The organism is Streptomyces sp. SAS_281, from assembly GCF_052542855.1.
The window spans coordinates 72,249-92,630 of record NZ_JBMNDO010000012.1 but is presented as its reverse complement, the minus strand read 5'-3'; the positions used below and the strand labels follow the sequence as shown (position 1 = coordinate 92,630).

General features: G+C 75.4%; 2 protein-coding genes. Both read right to left on the bottom strand.

Features of this window, described 5'->3' with window-relative positions:
• On the bottom strand, positions 1-5,885 hold a 5,885-nt coding region (locus tag ACN6LM_RS07340), incomplete at its 3' end, for an amino acid adenylation domain-containing protein (protein ID WP_445064446.1).
• Complete coding sequence (locus ACN6LM_RS07335) at positions 5,882-20,170, bottom strand: amino acid adenylation domain-containing protein (protein WP_445064445.1); 14,289 nt, start codon at positions 20,168-20,170, stop codon at positions 5,882-5,884. The genes ACN6LM_RS07335 and ACN6LM_RS07340, both read right to left, overlap by 4 nt.
• Positions 20,171-20,382: the final 212 nt, after the last annotated feature.

The window sequence follows — 20,382 nt, the reverse complement described above, 5'->3', positions numbered from 1 at the left end:
CCCCCCCCCCCCCCCCCCCCCCCGGGGCGGTCCTCGCGGACGGTGGCGCAGGCGGCGGCGACCCCGGGGTGCGAGGTGAGCGCCGCCTCGATCTCGCCGAGTTCGATGCGGAAGCCGCGGAGCTTGACCTGGTCGTCCACGCGGGAGATGTAGAGGAGGCGCCCGTCGGGCGTCCACCGCACCAGGTCCCCGGTGCGGTACATCCGGCCGCCCGCCCGGTCGAACGGGTCGGCGACGAAGCGGGTGGCGGTGAGGCCGGCCCGGCCGTGGTAGCCGCGTGCGACGCCCTCACCGGCCACGTACAGCTCGCCGGTGACACCGGGCGGCACGGGGGTCAGCCGGTCGTCCAGGACGTACACGCGGGTGCCGTCGACGGGGGCGCCGATGGGGACGGTGCGGTCGGGGGCGAGGGGTCCTTCCGCGTGCTGGAAGGTGCTCATGGTGGCGCAGACGGTGGTCTCCGTCGGACCGTAGGCGTTGACGAGGAAGCGGTCCCGGGCCCAGGCGTGGACGAGGGCGGGCGGGCACGCCTCTCCGGCGAGGACCATGGTGAGGCCGGCGGGCAGGGAGTCCGGGGGCATCACGGCGAGGGCGGCGGGCGGGATGGTGAGGTGGGTGACGCCCCGGTCGCGGACCAGTCCGGCGAGGGCCGGTCCCGGCAGCAGGGCGTCGCGGGTGTCGATCTCCAGGCAGGCGCCGGTGAGCAGCCCCATGCACAGCTCCCAGAACGCGGCGTCGAAGCTGACCGACGCCATGTGCAGCACCCGGCTGCCCGGTCCGACGCGCAGCCGCTCGCTCTGCGTCGCGGCCATCGCCCGCACACCCCGGTGCGTGACGACGACGCCCTTGGGGCGGCCCGTGGAGCCCGAGGTGTAGATGACGTACGCCGGGTGGGCCGGGTCGGCGCGGACGGGCCGGGGTGCCGGGCCGCTCGCGGCGAGGTCGTCGGTGTACAGGTGCGGTACCGGGTGCGCGGGCAGGCGGCGGTGGAGTGCCGGGGTGGTGAGGAGCAGGCGGGGGCGCGCGTCGTCCAGCATGTAGGACAGGCGCTGGGCCGGGTAGTCGGGGTCCAGCGGCACATAGGCGGCGCCCGCCTTCAGGACGCCGAGGAGGGCCACGACGAGCTCGGACGTCCGGGGCAGCGCGACGGCCACCCGGTCCTCGGGGCGCACGCCCCGTTCGGTGAGGTGGCGGGCCAACGCGTCGGCCCGGGCGTCGAGTTCGCCGTAGGTGAGGGTGGTGTGCGCGTCGCGGACGGCCGGGGCGGCGGGGGTGCGCCGGGCCCATTCCTCGAAAAGGGCGGGGACCGTCGTGGCGGGCAGGTCCGCGGCGGGCCCGGTCCCGAGGGCGGTGAGGCGGTCGCGCTCGGCCGGGGTGAGCAGGTCGTACGTGTGCAGCGGGCGGTCGGGGTCGGCGGTGACGGCGCCCAGGAGCAGCACGAGCCGGTCGGCGAGGCCCTGGACGGTGGGCGCGTCGAAGAGTTCGGTGGCGTAGTCGACGGTGCCCCGCATGCCGTCGAGTGCGCCGGTGTCGTCGTAGGTCTCGGTGAGGGCGAACGACAGGTCGAACTTGCTGACCTCCGCCTCGGCGGGCACTCCGGTGACGGTGAGGCCGGGCAGGTCGATGGCGGCGGGTGCCTGGTTCTGGAGGACCAGCATGGTCTGGAAGAGCGGGTGGTGGCTCTGGGCGCGCGCGGGGTTGAGGAGTTCGACCAGCCGCTCGAAGGGCACGTCCTGGTGGGCGTAGGCGGCGAGGTCGAACTCCCGCACCCGGCCGAGGAGTTCGCGGAAGGTGGGGTCGCCGCTCAGGTCGGTGCGCAGGACGAGGGTGTTGACGAAGAAGCCGACGAGACCGTTCGCCGCCTCGTCGGTGCGTCCGGCGACGGCGGTGCCCAGGGGGATGTCCTCGCCGCCGCCGTGCCGGGACAGGACCGTCGCCAGGGCGGCCTGGAGGACCATGAAGGCGCTGGAGCCGCAGGCGCGGGCGAGTTCCGTCACGTGGCGGGCGGTGGCGCGGTCCACGGAGAAGCCGAGCGTGGCGCCGGTGTGCCGGGAGGTGGCGGGGCGCGGCCGGTCCCGGGGCAGTTCGATCGCCTCGGGCAGCCCGTCCAGCGCGTGCCGCCAGTGGGAGAGCTGCCGGCAGACGAGGCTGTCGGGGTCCTTCTCGTCGCCGAGCAGGTCGCGCTGCCAGAGGGTGTGGTCGGCGTAGTCGACGGGGAGCGGTGCCCAGGGGGGCGCCTCGCCCCGGGCGCGGGCGCGATAGGCGAGGCCCAGGTCGTGGGCGAGGGGCGCGAGCGAGGTGCCGTCGGCCGCGATGTGGTGGACGACGAGCACCAGGACATGGGCGTCGGGGGCCAGGCGGAGCAGGGTCGCCCGCAGGGGCAGGCTGCGCTCGATGTCGATGGCCTCGGCGGTGGCGGCGGCGACGCGGTGGCGCAGCTTCGCCTCCTCGACGCTCTCCATGGCGAACGGGATGACGACGTCGCCGGGCGCGGTGATGTGCTGGCACGGCCCGCCCTCACCCTCCGGGAAGACGGTGCGCAGGGCGGTGTGCCGTGCGATGACGTCGGCCACGGCAGTGCACAGGGCGTCGGCGTCGAGCGGTCCGTCGATGCGTACGGCGAGCGGGATGTTGTACGTGGCGGAGGGCCCGTCGAGCCGGTGCAGGAACCACAGCCGCTGCTGGGCGTACGACAGCGGGAGTTCGGCGGGGCGTGGCTGCGGGACCAGGGCGGGCCGGGTGCCGCCCTCCGCGCCCTCCAGGGCGGTGGCGAGCGTGGCGACCGTGGGGTGCTCGAACAGCGTGCGGATGTCGGTCTCGGTGTGCAGGGCAGTGCGGATGCGGCCGACGAGGCGGGTGGCGAGCAGGGAGTGGCCGCCCAGGGCGAAGAAGCTGTCGTCGGTGCCGACCCGGTCCACGCCGAGCACATCGGCGAACAGTCCGGCCAGGATCTCCTCCATGGCGCTGCGCGGTGCCCGCCCCGCCGCCGTGCGGGGTGCGGTGGGCGCGGGCAGAGCGGCCCGGTCGATCTTGCCGTTGGGGGTCAGGGGCAGGGCGTCCAGCGGCTGGACGACGGCCGGGACCATGTACGCGGGCAGCAGCCGGCCGACGTGGGCGGCGAGCAGTCCGGGGTCGGGTGACTCACCGGGCGCGAGGACGACGTAGGCGGTGAGGGTGCGGTCGCCGGGCAGGTCCTCGCGGACGAGGACGCAGGCGGCGCGCACCGCCGGGTGGTCGCGCAGGACCGTTTCGATCTCGGCGGGTTCGATGCGGTGGCCGCGCAGTTTGATCTGCTGGTCGGCCCGGGCCACGTAGCGCACGGTGCCGTCGGCGTCCTGGCGCACCAGGTCGCCGGTGCGGTACATGCGTGCCCCGTCGCCGGCGAAGGGATCGGCGACGAAGCGGGTCGCGGTGAGGGCGGCCCGGCCGAGGTAGCCGCGGGCGACGCCGGGGCCCGCGAGGTGGAGCTCGCCCTCGGCGCCGGGCGGGACGGGGCTCAGGGCGGCGTCGAGGACGTAGGCGCGCATGCCGTCGAGCGGGTGGCCGATGGGCGGGGCACCCCCGGGGGTGTGGCCGGGGCCGACGTGGTGGGCGGTGGCGAAGGTGGTGGTCTCGGTGGGCCCGTACACGTGCAGGACGGTCGTCCCGGGGTGGGCTGCGGCGACGCGCTGCATGACCCCGGGCGCGGCGGCCTCCCCGCCGGCGGCGACCAGGCGCAGTTGCCCGAGGGAGCCGGGGTCGGTCTCGGCCAGCACGTTGAAGAGGGCCGTCGTCAGGAAGGCGGCCGTGACGCCGTGCCGGGCCACCAGCTCCCGCAGGGTGTCGGGCTGGAGCGGGCCCTCCGGGGCGACGACGACGCGTCCGCCGCGCAGGAGCGGGACCCAGAGCTCGAAGGTCGAGGCGTCGAAGACGTACGCGGAGTGCAGCAGGACGGCGTCGGCGGCGCCGTCCCAGCCGTGGTGGGCGGCCAGGGCAGCGATGTCGCCGTGGCTGACGCCGACGCCCTTGGGCAGCCCGGTGGAGCCGGAGGTGAACATGACGTACGCGAGCCGGTCGCCGCCCGGTGCGGCGGGGAGCGGGCCGGGGGCGGCGGGGCCGCCGGCGAGGACGCGGCCGGTGCTGTCGACGGTCAGGACGGCGGTGTCCGGGCCGAGTTGGCGGACCCACGGCAGCGAGGCGGTGGTCCGGTCCACGACGAGGACGCGCAGGGGGACGACCTCAGTGACCCGGTTGAGCCGTTCGGTGGGCCAGCGGGGGTCGAGCGGTACGTAGGCTCCGCCCGCGCGCAGGGCGGCCAGCGAGGCGGTGACGGTGGCGGCCGAGCGGGCGACGAGGATGCCGACGCCGTCCTCGGGCCCGGTCCCGAGCCCGGTCAGGGCGGCGGCGAGCCGGTCCGCGAGGCCGGTGAGCTGTGCGTACGTCAGCGGCTCGCCGGCGCCGGAGACGGCCACCGCGTCGGGGTGGCGGGCGGCCCGGTCGGCGACGGTCTCCGGGATGCTCAGGGCCGTGGTGCCGCCGGGCAGGGCGGCGCTCGTCCCCCGGGCGACGAGCCGGTCGCGTTCGCCGTCGAGCAGGAAGGGTGCGGTGTCGGCGCGCCGGCCGAGGTCCTGGGCCATGGCCGTCAGCAGCTGCCGCATGCGCGAGACGGTCTCGGCCACCTCCTGGCGGTCGAGCACGGCGGCCCGGTAGCCGAAGGTGATCCGCAGGGCGTCGCCGGGGGCGACGGTGAGGGTGAGCGGGTAGTGGGCCGCGTCGGTGCCGCTGAAGCCGGTGACGGCGAGACCGGGCAGTCCGCGCTGGGCGGTGCGCAGGGCCTCGGCGTCCATCGGGTAGTTCTCGAACACGACGAGGGTGTCGAAGAGTTCGTCGAGGCCGGTGACGCCCCGGATGTCGCTGAGGCCCAGGTGCTGGCTGCCGAGGAGCCGGCCCTGCTCGGCCTGGAGCCGGGTCAGGAACTCCGCCAGGGTCTCGCCGGACGCGGGGCCGGTCCGCACGGGCACGGTGTTGATGAACAGGCCGACCATGGACTCGACGCCGGGGAGCTCCGGCGGGCGCCCGGACACGGTGGTGCCGAACACCACGTCGGACCGTCCGGTGAGGTGGCCGAGCAGCAGCCCCCAGGCGCCCTGGATCAGGGTGTTGAGGGTGAGGCGGTGGGCGCGGGCCGTCTCGCGCAACCGGTCCGTGACGGCCGCGTCCAGGTCGAGGACGAGCGTCTCGGGCAGTTCGGCGGCGCCGTCCGGGCCGTCCCGCTCCGCGAGGAGGGTCGGCGCCTCGATGCCGGCGAGGGCGTCGGACCAGGTGGCGAGGGCGGCGGCGCGGTCCTGCCGGGAGAGCCAGACGAGGTAGGCGCGGTACGGGGTGACGCGCGGCAGGGCGCTGTCGTCGCCGCCGGCCGCGTACAGCTCGAAGAGCTCCCGAACGAGCAGCGGCAGCGACCAGCCGTCGAAGAGGATGTGATGGCTCGTCATGACCAGGCGGTGCCGGTCCGGCCCGGTCCGCACCAGGGTGAACCGCATCAGGGGCGGTGCGGCCAGGTCGAAGCGGCGGGTGCGGTCGGCGGCGAGGAAGGCGGTGAGGCGGTCGGGCACCTCGTCGGCCCCGGTCAGGTCCAGTTCCTCCAAGGGTACGGGGACCTCGGCCGCGACGGCCTGCACGGGTTCGTCGAGGTCCTCGTGGAGGAAGCCGACGCGCAGGTTGGCGTGGCGGCGGAGCAGGCCGGCGACGGCGGCGCGCAGAGTGGGGACGTCGACGGGTCCTTCGAGGTCGAAGACGAACTGCGCGGTGTAGACGTCCACGGCGTGCGAGTCGTACAAGGCGTGGAAGTACATCCCGGCCTGCAGCGGCGTCAGCGGGAGTACGTCCTCCAGTTGGAACCCGTTCACTTGCGTCCACCCCACTTGTTCTGCAGTCGGTCGATCTGGGCCTGGTTGAGCGACACCAGGGGAAGGTCGGACGGCGTGTAGCCGCCTGCCCCGGGCTGTTCCGCGTGTTCCGCGACGGCACGCAGGGCGCGGTTGAACGCCTCGGCGAGTGCGCCCACGTCCTCCTCCTTCAGCAGGTCGCTGGGCCAGGTCCAGCGGACCACCAGGCGCGGGCCCTCCGGCAGGTCCTCGGTGTGCGCGTTGATGTCGAGAACGTGGTGCACGGGCATGCCGGGATCCTGGCTGCGGGGTCCGCCGGCGTCGAGGAGGACCTCCCAGTCGCCGCCCGCGGCCTGGCCCGGGGCCGCGTACCGGCCCAGGTAGTTGAAGCCGATCTGCGGTGCGGGTGCGGCCAGGCGGGGACCGGTGACGGGGTTGAGACGGCGCAGCATGCCGTGGCCGACGCCGTGGTCGGGGACGGTGCGCAGCTGTTCCTTGACGCGCTTCACCGCACGTTCAACGAGCGAGCCGTCGAAGCGTGCCGGGTCACGGACGTCCAGGGGGCCCGGATCGACCCGGACGGGGTAAAGGCTGGTGAACCAGCCGACCGTGCGGGACAGGTCGATGTGGTCGGCGATCTGCTCCCGGCCGTGGCTCTCCAGGTCGAGCAGTACGGCGGTGTCCGGGCGGCCCCGCCAGGTGTTGACGGCGAGGGCGAGCGCGGTGAGCAGGATGTCGTCGACTCCGGCGTGGAAGGCTCCGGGAACGGTGGTGAGGAGGGGCTTCGTCCAGGTGGCGGGCAGGTGGGTGGTGAGGGTGCGGGTGCCGTCGGCGGTGTCCAGGAACGGGTCGAGCGGCCGGTATCCGAGCTGGGGGTCCGGTGTCCGCAGCGCCTCCTCCCACAGGGGCAGTTCGCCGGTGCGGGCCGGTGTGCGGGCCTGTTCGGCGAGGAGCTGGGACCAGCGCCGGTACGAGGTGGTGGCGGCGGGCAGCGCGGATGCCGTGCCGGTGGCCACCTGCCAGGCGTGGGCGAGGTCGTCGGCGAGGATGCGCCAGGAGACCGCGTCGACGGACAGGTGGTGCACCACGAGGAGCAGCCGCCCCCGGACACCGGGTCCCGCGTCGCCCCAGACGGCTTCGAAGACGGCACCGGCGGAGGGCCGCAGCCGTCCGCGGGCCCGTTCGCCCGCTTCGGTGAGCGCGGCCCGGGCGGCGTCCGCGTCGAGCCCGGCCATGTCGATGCGGGTGAAGCGGCGCCGGGCCGCGACGGCGCCGGGCGGCAGCGTTTCCAGTACGGGCTCGCCCCCGGCGGTGCGGGTGACGCGCAGGCGGAGCATGTCGTGGTGGTCGGCGAGGAGCTGGAGCGCGGCGACGAGGGTGTCCTCGCGGGCACCGGCGGGGGTGCTCAGCACACCGGACTGGTTGTAGCCGTCGGTGGTGCCGGGGCGTTCCAGGAACCAGGCGGCGATGGGGGTCGGTTCCATCGTGCCGGTGCCGTGGCCGTCCGGTTCGCCGGGGGTGTCGTCCAGCGGTGCGGCGACGGCCGCGATCGCCTCGGGGGTGCGGTGGAGGAAGACGTCCCGGGGGGTGACGGCGAGCCCGGCCTCCCGGACGCGGCTGACGAGTTGGATGGAGAGGATGCTGTCGCCGCCGAGCGCGAAGAAGTCGTCGTCGCTGCGGACGGCGGGCGCGCGCAGGACGGAGGCGAACGCCTCGCACAGGACGCGTTCGGGCGCGGTGCGGGGCTCACGGCCCGGCCGGGCGGCGTCCGGGCGCTCCGGTTCGGGGAGGGCCGCGCGATCCGTCTTGCCGTTGGGCAGGAGCGGCAGCGCGTCCAGGGCTACGAAGGCGGCGGGCACCATGTACGGCGGCAGGGCCGCGGTGAGCCGGGCGCGCAGCGCGCCGTCGGTGAGGCGGGCGCCCACGGTGTACGCGGTCAGGCGCCGTTCGCCGGGCCGGTCCTCGCGGACGAGGGCGCAGGCGGCGGTGATGCCGTCGACGGCGGTGAGGGCTGCCTCGATCTCGCCGAGCTCGACGCGGAAGCCGTTGAGCTTGACCTGGTCGTCGGCGCGGGAGACGTAGTGGAGGAGCCCGTCGGCGTCCCGGCGGACGAGGTCGCCCGTGCGGTACATGCGGCTGCCGGCCGGGCCGAAGGGGTCGGCGACGAAGCGGGTGGCGGTGAGCCCGGGGCGGCCGAGGTAGCCGCGGGCGAGGCCGTCGCCGGCGAGGTGGAGTTCGCCGGTGACTCCGGCCGGTACGGGCTGGAGCGCGGTGTCCAGGACGTAGGCGCGGGTGTTGTCGACGGGACGGCCGAGCGGGACCCCGCCCTCCTCCCCCGCGTCCCCGGTGGGCACCTGGTGGGCGGTGGCGTCGATGGTGGTCTCGGTCGGGCCGTAGAGGTTGTGCACCTCGGCCGCCCAGGCCCGCCGTACCCGGTCCGCCAGGGCGCGGGTCAGAGGCTCGCCGCCGCACGCGACGGCCCGCAGCGCCGGGGGCGCCGCCTCGGCCCCGGTCTCGGTGAGGAGGAGCGCGAGGTGGGAGGGCACGAACTGGGCGAGGGTGACGCCCTCGTCGCGCATCCGGGCCAGCAGCCCGGCCGGATCGTGGTTGAGCGCGGCCGGTACCGGGCAGGTGGCGCCGCCGTGCAGCAGGGGCAGCCAGGTCTCCCACACGGAGGCGTCGAAGCTGGGCGAGGTGCGGGCGAGGACGCGGTCGTCGTCGGTGAGGGCGAAGTGGCCGGCCATCCAGGCCATGTGGTTGGTGAGCGCGCCGTGGGTGACGACGACGCCCTTGGGCCGGCCGGTGGAGCCCGAGGTGTAGATGACGTACGCGGCGTCGTCCGGGCCCGGCGCGGCGGCGGGTGGTGCCCCGCGTCCGGCCGGCCAGGCGGACGGGTCGCCGAGCGCGAGGCGGGGCACGGCCGTGAACCGGGCGGCGCGCGCCGCGTCGTGGACCAGGAACAGGGCCGGGCGGGCTTCGTCCAGCATGTGGGCGACGCGGGCTTCGGGGTAGTCCAGGTCGACGGGCAGGCAGGCGGCCCCGGCCTTGGCGACCGCCAGCATCGCGACGACCCGGTCGGCGGTGCCGTCGGCGGCGAGGGCGACGAGGTCGCCGCGGCCGATGCCCCGGTCGTGGAGGTGGTGGGCCAGGTCGTCGGAGCGGGCGTCCAGCTCCGTGAAGGTGAGCTGCCGGGCACCGGCCCGGACCGCGATCCGCCCGGGCGTCCGGGCGGCCCGGGCCCGGAACGCCTCGGGGACGGTCCGGGCGTGGACCGGGCGGACGGGCCCCGGGGCGGCCCGGTCCAGTGCGGCGCGCTCGGCCGCGTCCAGGAACGCGGCGGTGCGGACGCGTCCGCCGGGATCGGCGGCGAGCGAGGCGAGCAGGCGGGTCAGGCGGGCGGCGAGGGCGTGCGCGGTGGCGGGGTCGAACAGATCGGTGGAGAACTCCAGGTGACCGTCGAGCCCGGTGGGCCGGCCCGCGTCGTCGCGGGTCTCCGTGAAGGTGAAGGTGAGGTCGAACTTGCTGATCCCGGTCCGCACGGGCTGCCCGGTCACGGTGAGACCGTCGAGGCCGAGCGCGGTGTCCGCCTGGTTCTGGAGGACGATCATGGTCTGGAACAGCGGATGGTGGTCCTGTGCCCGGTCCGGGGCGAGGGCGTCCACCAGGCGTTCGAACGGCAGGTCCTGGTGCGCGTAGGCGGCCAGGTCGAACGTCCGGACCCGGTCGAGGACTTCGGTGAAGGCGGGGTCGCCGGACAGGTCGGTGCGCAGGACGAGCGTGTTGACGAAGAAGCCCACCAGGTCGTCCAGGGCTTCGTCGGTGCGTCCGGCGACGGGGGTGCCGAGGGGGATGTCCTGGCCGGCGCCGTGCCGGGAGAGCAGGACGGCCAGGGCAGCCTGGAGGACCATGAAGAGGCTGCATCCCCGGGCGCGGGCGAGCTCGGCGAGCGCCCGGTGCGTGTCCGCGTCCACGGGGAACGCGAGGGCGTCGCCCCGGTACGTGAGGGCGGCGGGGCGCGGCCGGTCCAGGGGCAGGGCGAGGAGGCCGGGGCTGCCGGCCAGGGCGGTGCGCCAGAAGTCCAGCTGTCGGGCGGCCCGGCTGCCCGCGTCGTCCCCGTCGCCGAGGAGGGCCCGCTGCCAGAGGGTGTAGTCGGCGTACTGGACGCGGAGTCCGGGCAGGTCGGGCGCCTCGCCCCGGGTGCGGTGGCGGTAGGCGTCGCCGAGGTCGCGGGCCAGCGGGGCGAGCGACCAGCCGTCGCCCGCGATGTGGTGGACGAGGAGGACCAGTACGTGGGACTCGGCGCCGAGGCCGAGCAGCCGGGCCCGTACCGGCAGGTCCGCGGTGACGTCGAAGGCGTGCGCCACCTCGGCGGCCAGGGCTTCGTCCAGGCCGTCCGGGCGCACGGCCCGGGGGGTCAGGTCCAGGTCGGCGTGGTCGGCGGCGAGCACGAGCTGACGGGGCACCCCGCCGGTCTCGGGGAAGACGGTGCGCAGGCTCTCGTGCCGCTCCACGACGTCCATGAGGGCGCGTTCCAGGGCCGGGGCGTCGAGCGGTCCTTCCAGGCGCAGCACCATCGGCACGTTGTAGGTGGGGCTGGGGCCCTCGAACCGGTTGAGGAACCACAGGCGCTGCTGCGCGAAGGACAGCGGCAGCGGGTCCGGCCGGTGCGGTGCGCGCACCAGTGGCAGGGCGGCCGCTTCGGCACCGTCGAGGGCGGCGGCGAGCGCGGCGGGAGTGGGGTGCTCGAAGACCGCCTTGACCTGGACCTCGACGGCGAGCGCGGTCCGGATCCGGGCGACGAGCCGGGTGGCGAGCAGGGAGTGGCCGCCCAGGGCGAAGAAGTCGTCGTCGGCGCCCACGGCGGGGAGGCCGAGGACGTCGGCGACGAGACCGCAGACGATCTCCTCGCGCGCGGTGCGGGCGGCGCGCCCGCGGGGCGCGGTGTGCTCTGCGGGCGCGGGCAGCGCGCGCCGGTCCACCTTGCCGTTGACGGTCAGCGGCAGCGCGTCGATCAGGACGAACGCGGAGGGCACCATGTAAGCGGGCAGGGACCGGCCGACGGCTTCCGCGAGGTCGGCCGGGTCGGGGTGGACGGTCCCGTTGGGCACCACGTACGCGACGAGGCGGCGGTCGCCCGGGACGTCCTCGCGTACGACGGTGAAGGAGTCGGCGACCCCCTCGCAGCAGGCGAGTACGGACTCGATCTCGCCGGGTTCGATGCGGTAGCCGCGCAGCTTGACCTGGCTGTCGGCGCGGGAGACGTAGGCGATCTGCCCGTCCGGGGTCCACTTCACGAGGTCGCCGGTGCGGTACATGCGCCCGCCGTCCGGGTCGAAGGGGTCGGCGACGAACCGGGTGGCGGTCAGGGCGGGCAGGCCGGTGTAGCCCCGGGCGACGCCGCGCCCGGCGAGGTACAGCTCGCCGGTGACACCCGCCGGGACCGGGCCGAGCGAGCCGTCGAGCACGTGGAGCCGCATGCCGTCCAGGGGCCGGCCGATGGGCGGCGGGCCCGCCGGGAGGTCGGCCGCCACGTCGTAGCGGGTGGCGAAGGTGGTCGTCTCGGTGGGGCCGTACACGTGCAGGACGCGTACGCCGGGCGCGGCGCCCGCGACCCGCTGCATGGCGTCGGGTGAGGCGAGCTCGCCGCCCGCGCAGACGAGGCGGAGGCCGGCGAAGGCGCCGGGGTCGGTGTCCGCGATCACGTTGAGCAGAGCGGTCGTCAGGAACACGGCGGTGGCGCCCTGTTCGCGTACGGCTTCGCGGAGCGTCCCGGCCTCCAGGACGCCCTCCGGTGCGACGACGACCGTGCCGCCGCGCAGGAGCGGCGCCCACATCTCGAAGGTGGACGCGTCGAAGACGTACGCCGAGTGCATCAGGACCGCGTCGGCCGCGCCGTCCCCCCAGGCGGAGTCCTCGGCCAGCGCCGCCACGTCGGCGTGACTGACCCCGACGCCCTTGGGCAGGCCGGTCGAGCCGGAGGTGAACATGACGTACGCGAGCGAGTCCGGGCCCGGTACGGCGGCGGTCCTGCCGGGTGCCGGGGGCGCGCCGCGCAGGACGCGGCCGGCCCGGTCCACGACGAGGACCGGGATGCGGCGGGCTGCCTCACTGACCCAGGCGGACTCGGCGGCCGGCTCGTCCACGACGAGGACCCGCACGTCCGCCACGTCGGCGACCTGGTCGAGCCGTTCGCGGGGCCAGCGCGCGTCCATCGGCACGTACGCGGCGGCGGCGCGCACGGCGCCGAGGGACGCGGCGACGACGGCCGGTGACCGGGAGAGCAGGACGCCGACGCCGGTCTCGGGGCCCGCTCCGAGGCCGGCGAGGGCGCGGGCGAGCTCGGCGGTGAGGGTGTCGAGCGCGGTGTACGTGAGGGTGGCGCCGTCGCCGGTCACGGCCACGGCGTCCGGGGTGCGGTGGGCCTGTGCGGCGAAGAGCGCGGGCAGGGTGGTGTCCGGTGCAGGGGCGGGCAGTTCGCGACCGGTGCCCCGGTGGGCGGTGCGGTCGCGCTCATCGGGTGTGAGCAGGTCGTAGTCCGCGAGGGGCCGGCCGGGGTCGGCCGCCACCTGTTCCAGCAGCCGCAGCAGGCGCGCCGCCAGGGCCTCGACGGTGACGCGGTCGAAGAGGGCGGTGGCGTACTCGATCCCGGCGGTGAGTCCGCCCGCGCCCCGCTCCTCACCGAAGGCGAAGGTGAGGTCGAATTTGCTCAGGCCGTTGTGGACGAGGCGGTCCTCGACGTCGAGCCCCGGCAGCTCGGGGCGTACGGCCTCCTGGTTCTGGAGGACCAGCATGGTCTGGAAGAGGGGGTGGTGGTTGCGGGCCCTGACCGGGTTGACGCTCTCCACCAGCCGCTCGAAGGGCACGTCCTGGTGCGCGTAGGCACCGAGGTCGAATTCCCGGACGCGCCGCAGGAGTTCACCGAAGGTGGGGGCGCCGGACAGGTCGGTGCGCAGGACGAGGGTGTTGACGAAGAACCCGACCAGGTCTTCCAGCGCCTCGTCGGTGCGGCCCGCGACGGGCGTGCCGAGGGGGATGTCGTCACCCGCGCCGTGCCGGTGCAGCAGCGTGGCGACGGCCGCCTGGAGCACCATGAACAGTGTCGTGCCCGACTCTCTCGCCACCCGCATGAGTTCGGCGTGCAGCGCGGGTGGTACGTCGAAGGCGTGCACACCCCCCGAGGGATCGGTGGTGACCGGGCGCGGGCGGTCGAGCGGCAGGTCGATGAGCCCCGGCAGACCGGCGAGCGCGGCGTGCCAGTGGTCCAGCTGCTCGCGCAGCACACCGCCGGGGGCGTCCGGATCGCCCAGGACGGCCTGCTGCCACAGGGTGTAGTCCGCGTACTGGATCCCGGCGCCTGCCTCGGGCTCCCGACCGGCGAGGCGGGCCCGGTAGGCGTCGCCCAGGTGGCGGGCGAGCGGGGCGAGGGACCAGCCGTCGCCCGCGATGTGGTGCAGGACCAGCACGAGGACGTGGTGGCCGGGCGCGGTGCGCAGCAGCCTGACCCGCAGCGGCGGATCACTGACCACGTCGAACGGCTCGTCCACGGCAGCGGTGACGGCCGCCTCCAGCCGGACCGGGGCCGTGCCCTCGACAGGCAGCCGGGGCGCGACGGCATCGGCGGGCAGCACCGACTGGTGGGGCACGCCCTCCCGTTCGGGGTAGACGGTGCGCAGCGTCTCGTGCCGTTCCACGACGTCCCGGAGGGCGGCACGCAGGGCGTCGGTGTCCAGCGGCCCCTCGATGTCGAGCACCAGCGGGATGTTGTACGAGGAGCTGGGGCCTTCGAGCCGGTTCAGGAACCAGAGCCGCTGCTGCGCGTACGACAGCGGCAGCGGTTCGGGCCGCTCGGCGACCGGCAGAACCGGCGGGCGGGTCCGCCCCTGGCTGTCCAGGGCCCGGGCGAGCCCGGCGACGGTCGGGTGCTCGAACAGGGTGCGTACGGCGAGGTCGGCACCGAGGACCGTGCGGACCCGGCTGACGACGCGCATCGCGAGGAGCGAGTGCCCGCCCAGATCGAAGAAGCTGTCGTGCGGTCCGACGGCGGGGCGGCCCAGCACATCGGCGAGGATCCCGGCGAGCAGGTCCTCGCGCGGGCTGAGCGCGCCGGAGCCCTCAACGGTGTGCCCGGGCTCGTCGTCCGGCGGGGGGAGGGCGCGCCGGTCCGTCTTGCCGTTGGGCAGGAGCGGCAGTTCGTCCAGGACGACGACCGCGGCGGGCACCATGTAGTGCGGCAGCGCCTCCGCGAGGTCGTCGCGGAGGGCGGCCGGGCGCGGTCCCTCGTCCGTGGTGACGGCGTAGGCGACGAGCCGGCGGTCCCCCGGCGAGTCCTCCCGGATCACCGCGCAGGCTGCGGTGACCCCGGGACGGGCGAGCAGGGCGGCCTCGATCTCGCCGGGTTCGATGCGGAAGCCCCGCAGCTTGACCTGGTCGTCGGCGCGGGACACGTAGTCGAGCAGTCCGGCCGCGTTCCACCGGACGAGGTCGCCGGTGCGGTACATGCGGGCGCCGGCGCCCTCGAAGGGGTCGGCGACGAAGCGGGCGGCGGTCGGCCCGGGCCGGTCCAGGTAGCCGCGGGCGAGGTTGGGGCCCGAGAGGTAGAGCTCACCGGTGACCCCGGGCGGGACGGGCCGCAGCCGGTGGTCCAGGACGTAGGCGCGCATGGTGTCGACGGGCCGGCCGATCGGCACGGTCTCGTACGCGGTGTCCGGCGTGGCGGGCACTCGGCGGGCGGTCGCGTCGATGGTGGCCTCGGTCGGCCCGTACAGGTTGTGCACCTCCGCGCCCCACCGCGCGGCCGTCTCCTCGGCTAGGGCGCGCGGCAGCGGCTCGCCGCCGCACAGGACGGCGCGCAGGCCGGGCAGCGGCGCGGCGTCGGCCGCCTCGGACAGGACGAGGGCGAGGTGCGAGGGCACGAACTGGGCGACGGTGACGCCGAACCGGCTCATCCAGGACACCAGCGTGTCCGGTTCCGTGTTGGCTCCGGACGGCAGCACGCACACCTCGGCGCCGTACATCAGCGGGAGCCACACCTCCCACACGGAGGCGTCGAAGCTGGTGGACGTCCTCGCGAGGACCCGGTCCTGCTGGGTGACCGTCAGGTGTCGCGCCATCCAGGCCATGTGGTTGGCCAGGGCGCCGTGGGTGACGACCACGCCCTTGGGGCGGCCGGTGGACCCGGAGGTGTAGATGACATACGCGGGATCCGCCGGGTGCGGAGTGTGCGGGAGCGGAGCGGCGGGCGGGAGCGGGGTGTCGAGAGCGAGCCGCGGGATGTCGCCGGTGGGTACGTCGCCGGTGGTGAGGACCAGGACGGGCCGGGCGTCGTCCAGCATGTGGCGGATGCGGGCAGGCGGGTAGGCCGGGTCGACCGGCAGGTAGGCGGCGCCGGACCGCAGCACGGCCAGCATCGCGACGACGGTGTGCACGGAGGGCTGCGCGGCGATGGCGACCCTGGTCTCCCGGCCCGCACCGCGCTCGCGCAGCGTGTGGGCGAGGGCGTCGGCCCGGGCGTCGAGCTCGGCGTAGGTGAGGTGGGTGTGCGCGTCGCGCACGGCCACGGCCCCGGGTGTACGCAGGGCCTGTTCCCGGACCGCTTCAGGGGCCGTGAGCGCGGGCAGGGGCCGGGGCCGACCGTGTCCCCGGGCGAGGAGGTCGTCCCGCTCGGCCGGGGTGAGGGGGTCCAGGTCGCCGATGGGGCGGCCCGGGCCGGCGACGGCCTGGGTGAGGACGTGGGCGAAGCGGGCGCAGAGGGCGCGGGCCGTGGCGGCGTCGAAGAGGTCGGTCGCGTATTCCAGGTAGCCGCCGATGCCCCTGGGCGCCTCCGCGGCCTCTGCTGTTTCGGCGGTCCCGGCGGTTTCGGTCAGCGAGAAGGTGAGGTCGAACTTGCTCCCGCCCTGGTGCCGGGACCGGTCGCGGACGGTGATGCCCGGCAGCTCCGGTTCGGCCCGGTCCTGGTTCTGGAGGACCAGCATCGTCTGGAAGAGGGGGTGGTGGTCACCGGAACGTTCCGGGTTGACGGCCTCCACGATCCGTTCGAAGGGCAGGTCGCCGTGGCCGAAGGCCGCGATGTCGGACTGCTTGACCCGGTCGAGGAGTTCGCGGAACGTCGGCTCGCCGGAGAGGTCGGTCCGCAGGACGACGGTGTTGACGAAGAAGCCCACCAGATCGTCCAGCACCTCGTCGGTGCGTCCGGCCACCGCCGTGCCCAGCGGGATGTCGCTGCCCGCGCCGTGGGCGCCGAGCGTCACGGCGAGGGCCGCCTGGAGCACCATGAACGGTGTGCACCCCGCGGTGCGGGCGAGCCGGACGAGCGCGGCGTGCGCCGGGGCGGGCAGGTCGAAGGGGACGGACGCGCCCCGGTGGCTGGGCACGGCGGGGCGCGGCCGGTCGAGGGGGAGGTCCAGCAGGCCGGGGGCGCCGCGCAGCGCCTCCTGCCAGAAGGCGGCCTGCCGGGCGGCGAGGCTGTCCGGATCGCCGGCGTCGCCGAGCAGCCGGTGCTGCCAGAGGGTGTAGTCGGCGTACTGCACGCGCAGCGGCGCCCAGTCGGGGGTGCCGGTGCCCTGCGTCCTGGCCAGGTAGGCGGCGGAGAGGTCGCGGCAGAGCGGGGCGAGGGACCAGCCGTCGGCGACGATGTGGTGCAGCACGAGGACCAGGACGTGCCGGGCGGGCCCATGGCGGAGCAGGCGGGCGCGGACGGCGGGGTCCCGGCTCAAGTCGAAGGGGGCGGTGCTCAGTCGGCGTACCGTCTCCGCCTCCCAGGCGTCCGCGTCTCCGTCCGCCGGACGGTGTTCCACGCTGAGGGGGACGAGCGACGCGGCGGCGTCCGCGTCGATGACGCGCTGCCGGGCGACGCCGTCGTGCTCGGCGAAGACGGTGCGCAGGCTCTCGTGCCGGACGGCCACGTCGGCCAGGGCGCGGCGCAGCGCCTCGGCGTCCAGCGGGCCGTCGAGCTCCAGGACGAGCGGGACGTTGTAGGTGTCGCCGGGCGCCTCGGACCGGTTGAGGAACCAGAGGCGCTGCTGCGCGAAGGACAGCGGCAGCGCCTCGGGCCTGGGCTGCGGTACGAGGGCGGGCCGGGCGGCGCCCGCGGTGTCCAGGGCGGCGGCCAGGGAGGCGACCGTGGGGTGGTCGAAGAGCGTGGCCAGGGCGAGTTCGACGCCGAGGGCGGCCCTGACCCGGCCGGTGAGGCGGGTGGCGAGCAGCGAGTGACCGCCCAGGGCGAAGAAGCTGTCGTCCACCCCGACCGCGCTCACGCCCAGGATGTCGGCGAACAGCCCGGCGAGCACCTCTTCGTACGCGGTGCGCGGCGCCCGGCCGGTGCCGGTGGCGGTCCGGGGTGCGGGCAGGGCGCGCCGGTCGACCTTGCCGTTGGGGTTGAGGGGCAGGGCGTCGAGGACGACGAAGGCGGACGGCACCATGTACGCGGGCAGCGTGCGCCCGACGCGGCGGGCGAGCGCGGCGGTGTCCGTGCGGGCACCGGGGGCGGGCACCACATAGGCGACGAGCCTGCGGTCGCCGGGGGTGTCCTCGCGGACGACGACGCAGGCGCCGCGCACGTCCGGCTCGGCGAGCAGGACGTGCTCGGTCTCGGCCGGTTCGATGCGGAAGCCGCGCAGCTTGACCTGGCCGTCGGCGCGCCCGACGTACTCGATGTCGCCCGCGGCGGTCCAGCGCACGAGGTCGCCGGTGCGGTACATCCGGCTGCCGGGCGCCCCGTACGGGTCGGCGACGAAGCGGGTGGCGGTGAGCGCCGCGCGCTGCTGGTAGCCGCGGGCGACGCCGTGCCCGCTCAGGTACAGCTCCCCCACCGCGCCGGGCGGCACCAGGGCCAGGGTGCCGTCGAGGACGTACAGGCCCATGCCGTCCAGCGGGCGGCCGATGGGCGGCGCACCGGAGGTGTCGGCGGTGACGGGGTGGCGGGTGGCGAAGGTGGTGGTCTCGGTGGGGCCGTACACGTGCAGGACGAGCGTGCCGGGTGAGGCGGCGGCCACCCGCTGCATCAGGCCGGGGGTCGCGGCCTCACCGCCGGCGGCGACCGCGCGCAGCCCGGCGAAGACCGCCGGGTCCGCCTCTGCCATCACGTTGAACAGGGCCGTCGTGAGGAACAGCGCGGTGACACCGTGCCGTCGCACCGCCTCGCGGACGACGCGCGCCTCCAGGACGCCACCGGGGGCGACGACCACCCGGCCGCCGTTGAGGAGCGGCACCCAGAGTTCGAAGGTGGAGGCGTCGAAGACGTACGCCGAGTGCATGAGGACCGCGTCGGACACCCCGTCGGTCCAGGCGCTGTCGGCGGCGAGGGCCAGGACGTCGGCATGGGTGACGCCGACGCCCTTGGGCAGTCCGGTGGAGCCGGAGGTGAACATGACGTACGCGAGCCGGTCGGGTCTGCTGATCCGGGGCAGTGGCCCGGGCCCGTCCGGGGCACCGTCGAGCACCCGGCCGCACGCGTCCACGACGAGGAGCGGCAGCTGGGCGGCGGCCTCGCGGACCCAGGGTTCGCGGGCGGTGCTCTCGTCGGCGATCAGGGCGCGGACGCGGGCCGACTCGGCGACGCGGCCGAGCCGTTCGGCGGGCCAGGCCGCGTCCATGGGGACGTAGGCGGCGCCCGCGGCGACGGTGGCGAGCGTGGCGGCCGGCACGGCGGCCGAGCGCCCCAGGAGCACCCCGACGCCGTCCTCGGCACCGATGCCCCAGCCGGTCAGCGCGCTCGCGAGGTCCTCGGCCGTCCGGTCCAGCTGCCGGTACGAGAGGGTGTGCGCCCCGTCCACGACGGCCGGGGCGTCCGGGGTCCGGCGCACCTGGTCCCGGAACGCTTCGGGCAGGGTCCGCGCGACGGCCTGCTCGGGCAGGTCGGTGCCGAGCCCCTGGGCGCGCAGGGCGGGGGCGGCGGCTTCGTCCACGAGCGGCAGGTCGCCCAGGGGCAGGCCGGGGCCGGCGGCGGCCAGGGCGGAGACGAAGGACACGACGGCTTGCTCGTGCAGCCGCACGTCCTCGGGTCGGTAGAGGTCGGGCCGGGCGTCGAACCCGATCAACGGCCCCTTGCCCTCGGCCCGTTCGGAGACGAAGAGCGACACGTCGTCCACCGGGCCGACCGACAGCACTCGGGAGGGCGCGGGAATTCCGGCGAAGTCCCGGTCGTAGTCGTAGCCCATGATGTTGACGACGATGCCGGTGAGGCGGGCCGCGTCGTCGCCCGTGTTCAGTTCGCGGGCGAGCTGTTCGCGGGAGAAGCGGCGGTGGCGCAGGGCGCCGCGCATCTCGGCCGCGGCCGCGCGGACGAGGTCGCCGACTGACATGGCGTCGGTGAGGGTCAGGCGCAGCGGGAGGATGTTGGCGGTCATGCCGACGATGTGCCGCAGCCCGCCGTGCCGGCCGTTGGAGGCGAGGCCCACGGTGACCTCGCGGGTGCCGGTGACCCGGGCGGTGTACGCGGCGACCGCGGCGACCAGGACGGCGCTCCAGGTGGTGCGGTGGGCGGCGGCGAGCCGGCGCAGGTCCTCGAAGACCTCGGCGGACAAGGACTCGCCGGTGTGCAGCCGGGTGCCGGGGGTGGCCGGTGCGCCGGGGACGGCCGGGGCGGGGAGATCGGTGCGGCGGCGGATGAGCGTCCTGCCGCTGTGCGTGTCGTCGTCCGTGGTGGCGTCGGGGGACGGGTCCGCGAACCGGGCGGTCCAGTAGGCGCGGTCGGCCTCGAAGCGGCCGGATTCCCGGTAGGCCGTCTCGTCGGCGACGAGTTCGCGCAGGGGTGCCGCGGGCAGCGTGACCTCGGCGAGGTCCTCGCCCCGCACCGCGCGTCCGTAGAGATCGGCCACGATACGGGTGAAGACGGCGCCGCCGAGCCCGTCCACGGCTATGTGGTGGAAGCGGACGTACCAGTAGGACAGCCCGTCCCCGGCGCGGAGCAGGGCCATGTGGTGGCGGGGGCGGCGCAGGGTGTCGGGCGTGGCCATGTCGGTCGCCAGGTAGCGCTCGACCTCGGCGGCGGGGTCGGCGGCCCGGGACAGGTCCACGATCCGGAGCCGGCGGGCGCCGGGCTCGCGGACGATGCGCTGGAGGAGGACGTCGCCCTCCGTGACGAACTCGAGGTTGAGGCTGTCGCACAGCTCGAAGGCCCGGTCGACGGCGGCGGCGAATAGCGCCTCGTCCAGGTCGCCCCGGATCTCGAAGCATTCGCCGATGTTGTATTTCGGGCTGTCGGGGTCGACGAGTTGCCCGTACCAAACGCCCTGCTGGGCTGTGGTCGTCCCGAAGAACTCTTCGGGAGAGGGGGCGGATCGCGGGGAGGCGGAGCCGTTTTCGCGCATGCCGGGACACACCTTCGGGGAGAGCTTGCGGGGGACGAAGAGGGCAGGACGAAGCCGGCCGTGCCGGTGTGACGTCCATGGACGGCAACGGGCGGGAAAAAGCGAGGAGGACATCACCGCGCCCATGACGTCGGGCACCACGGAGCGACTTCCCGTCACGAAACCCGGGAGGGGGCTCGGTTTTCTTCACTTATCGAGGACGGGCCGATGCG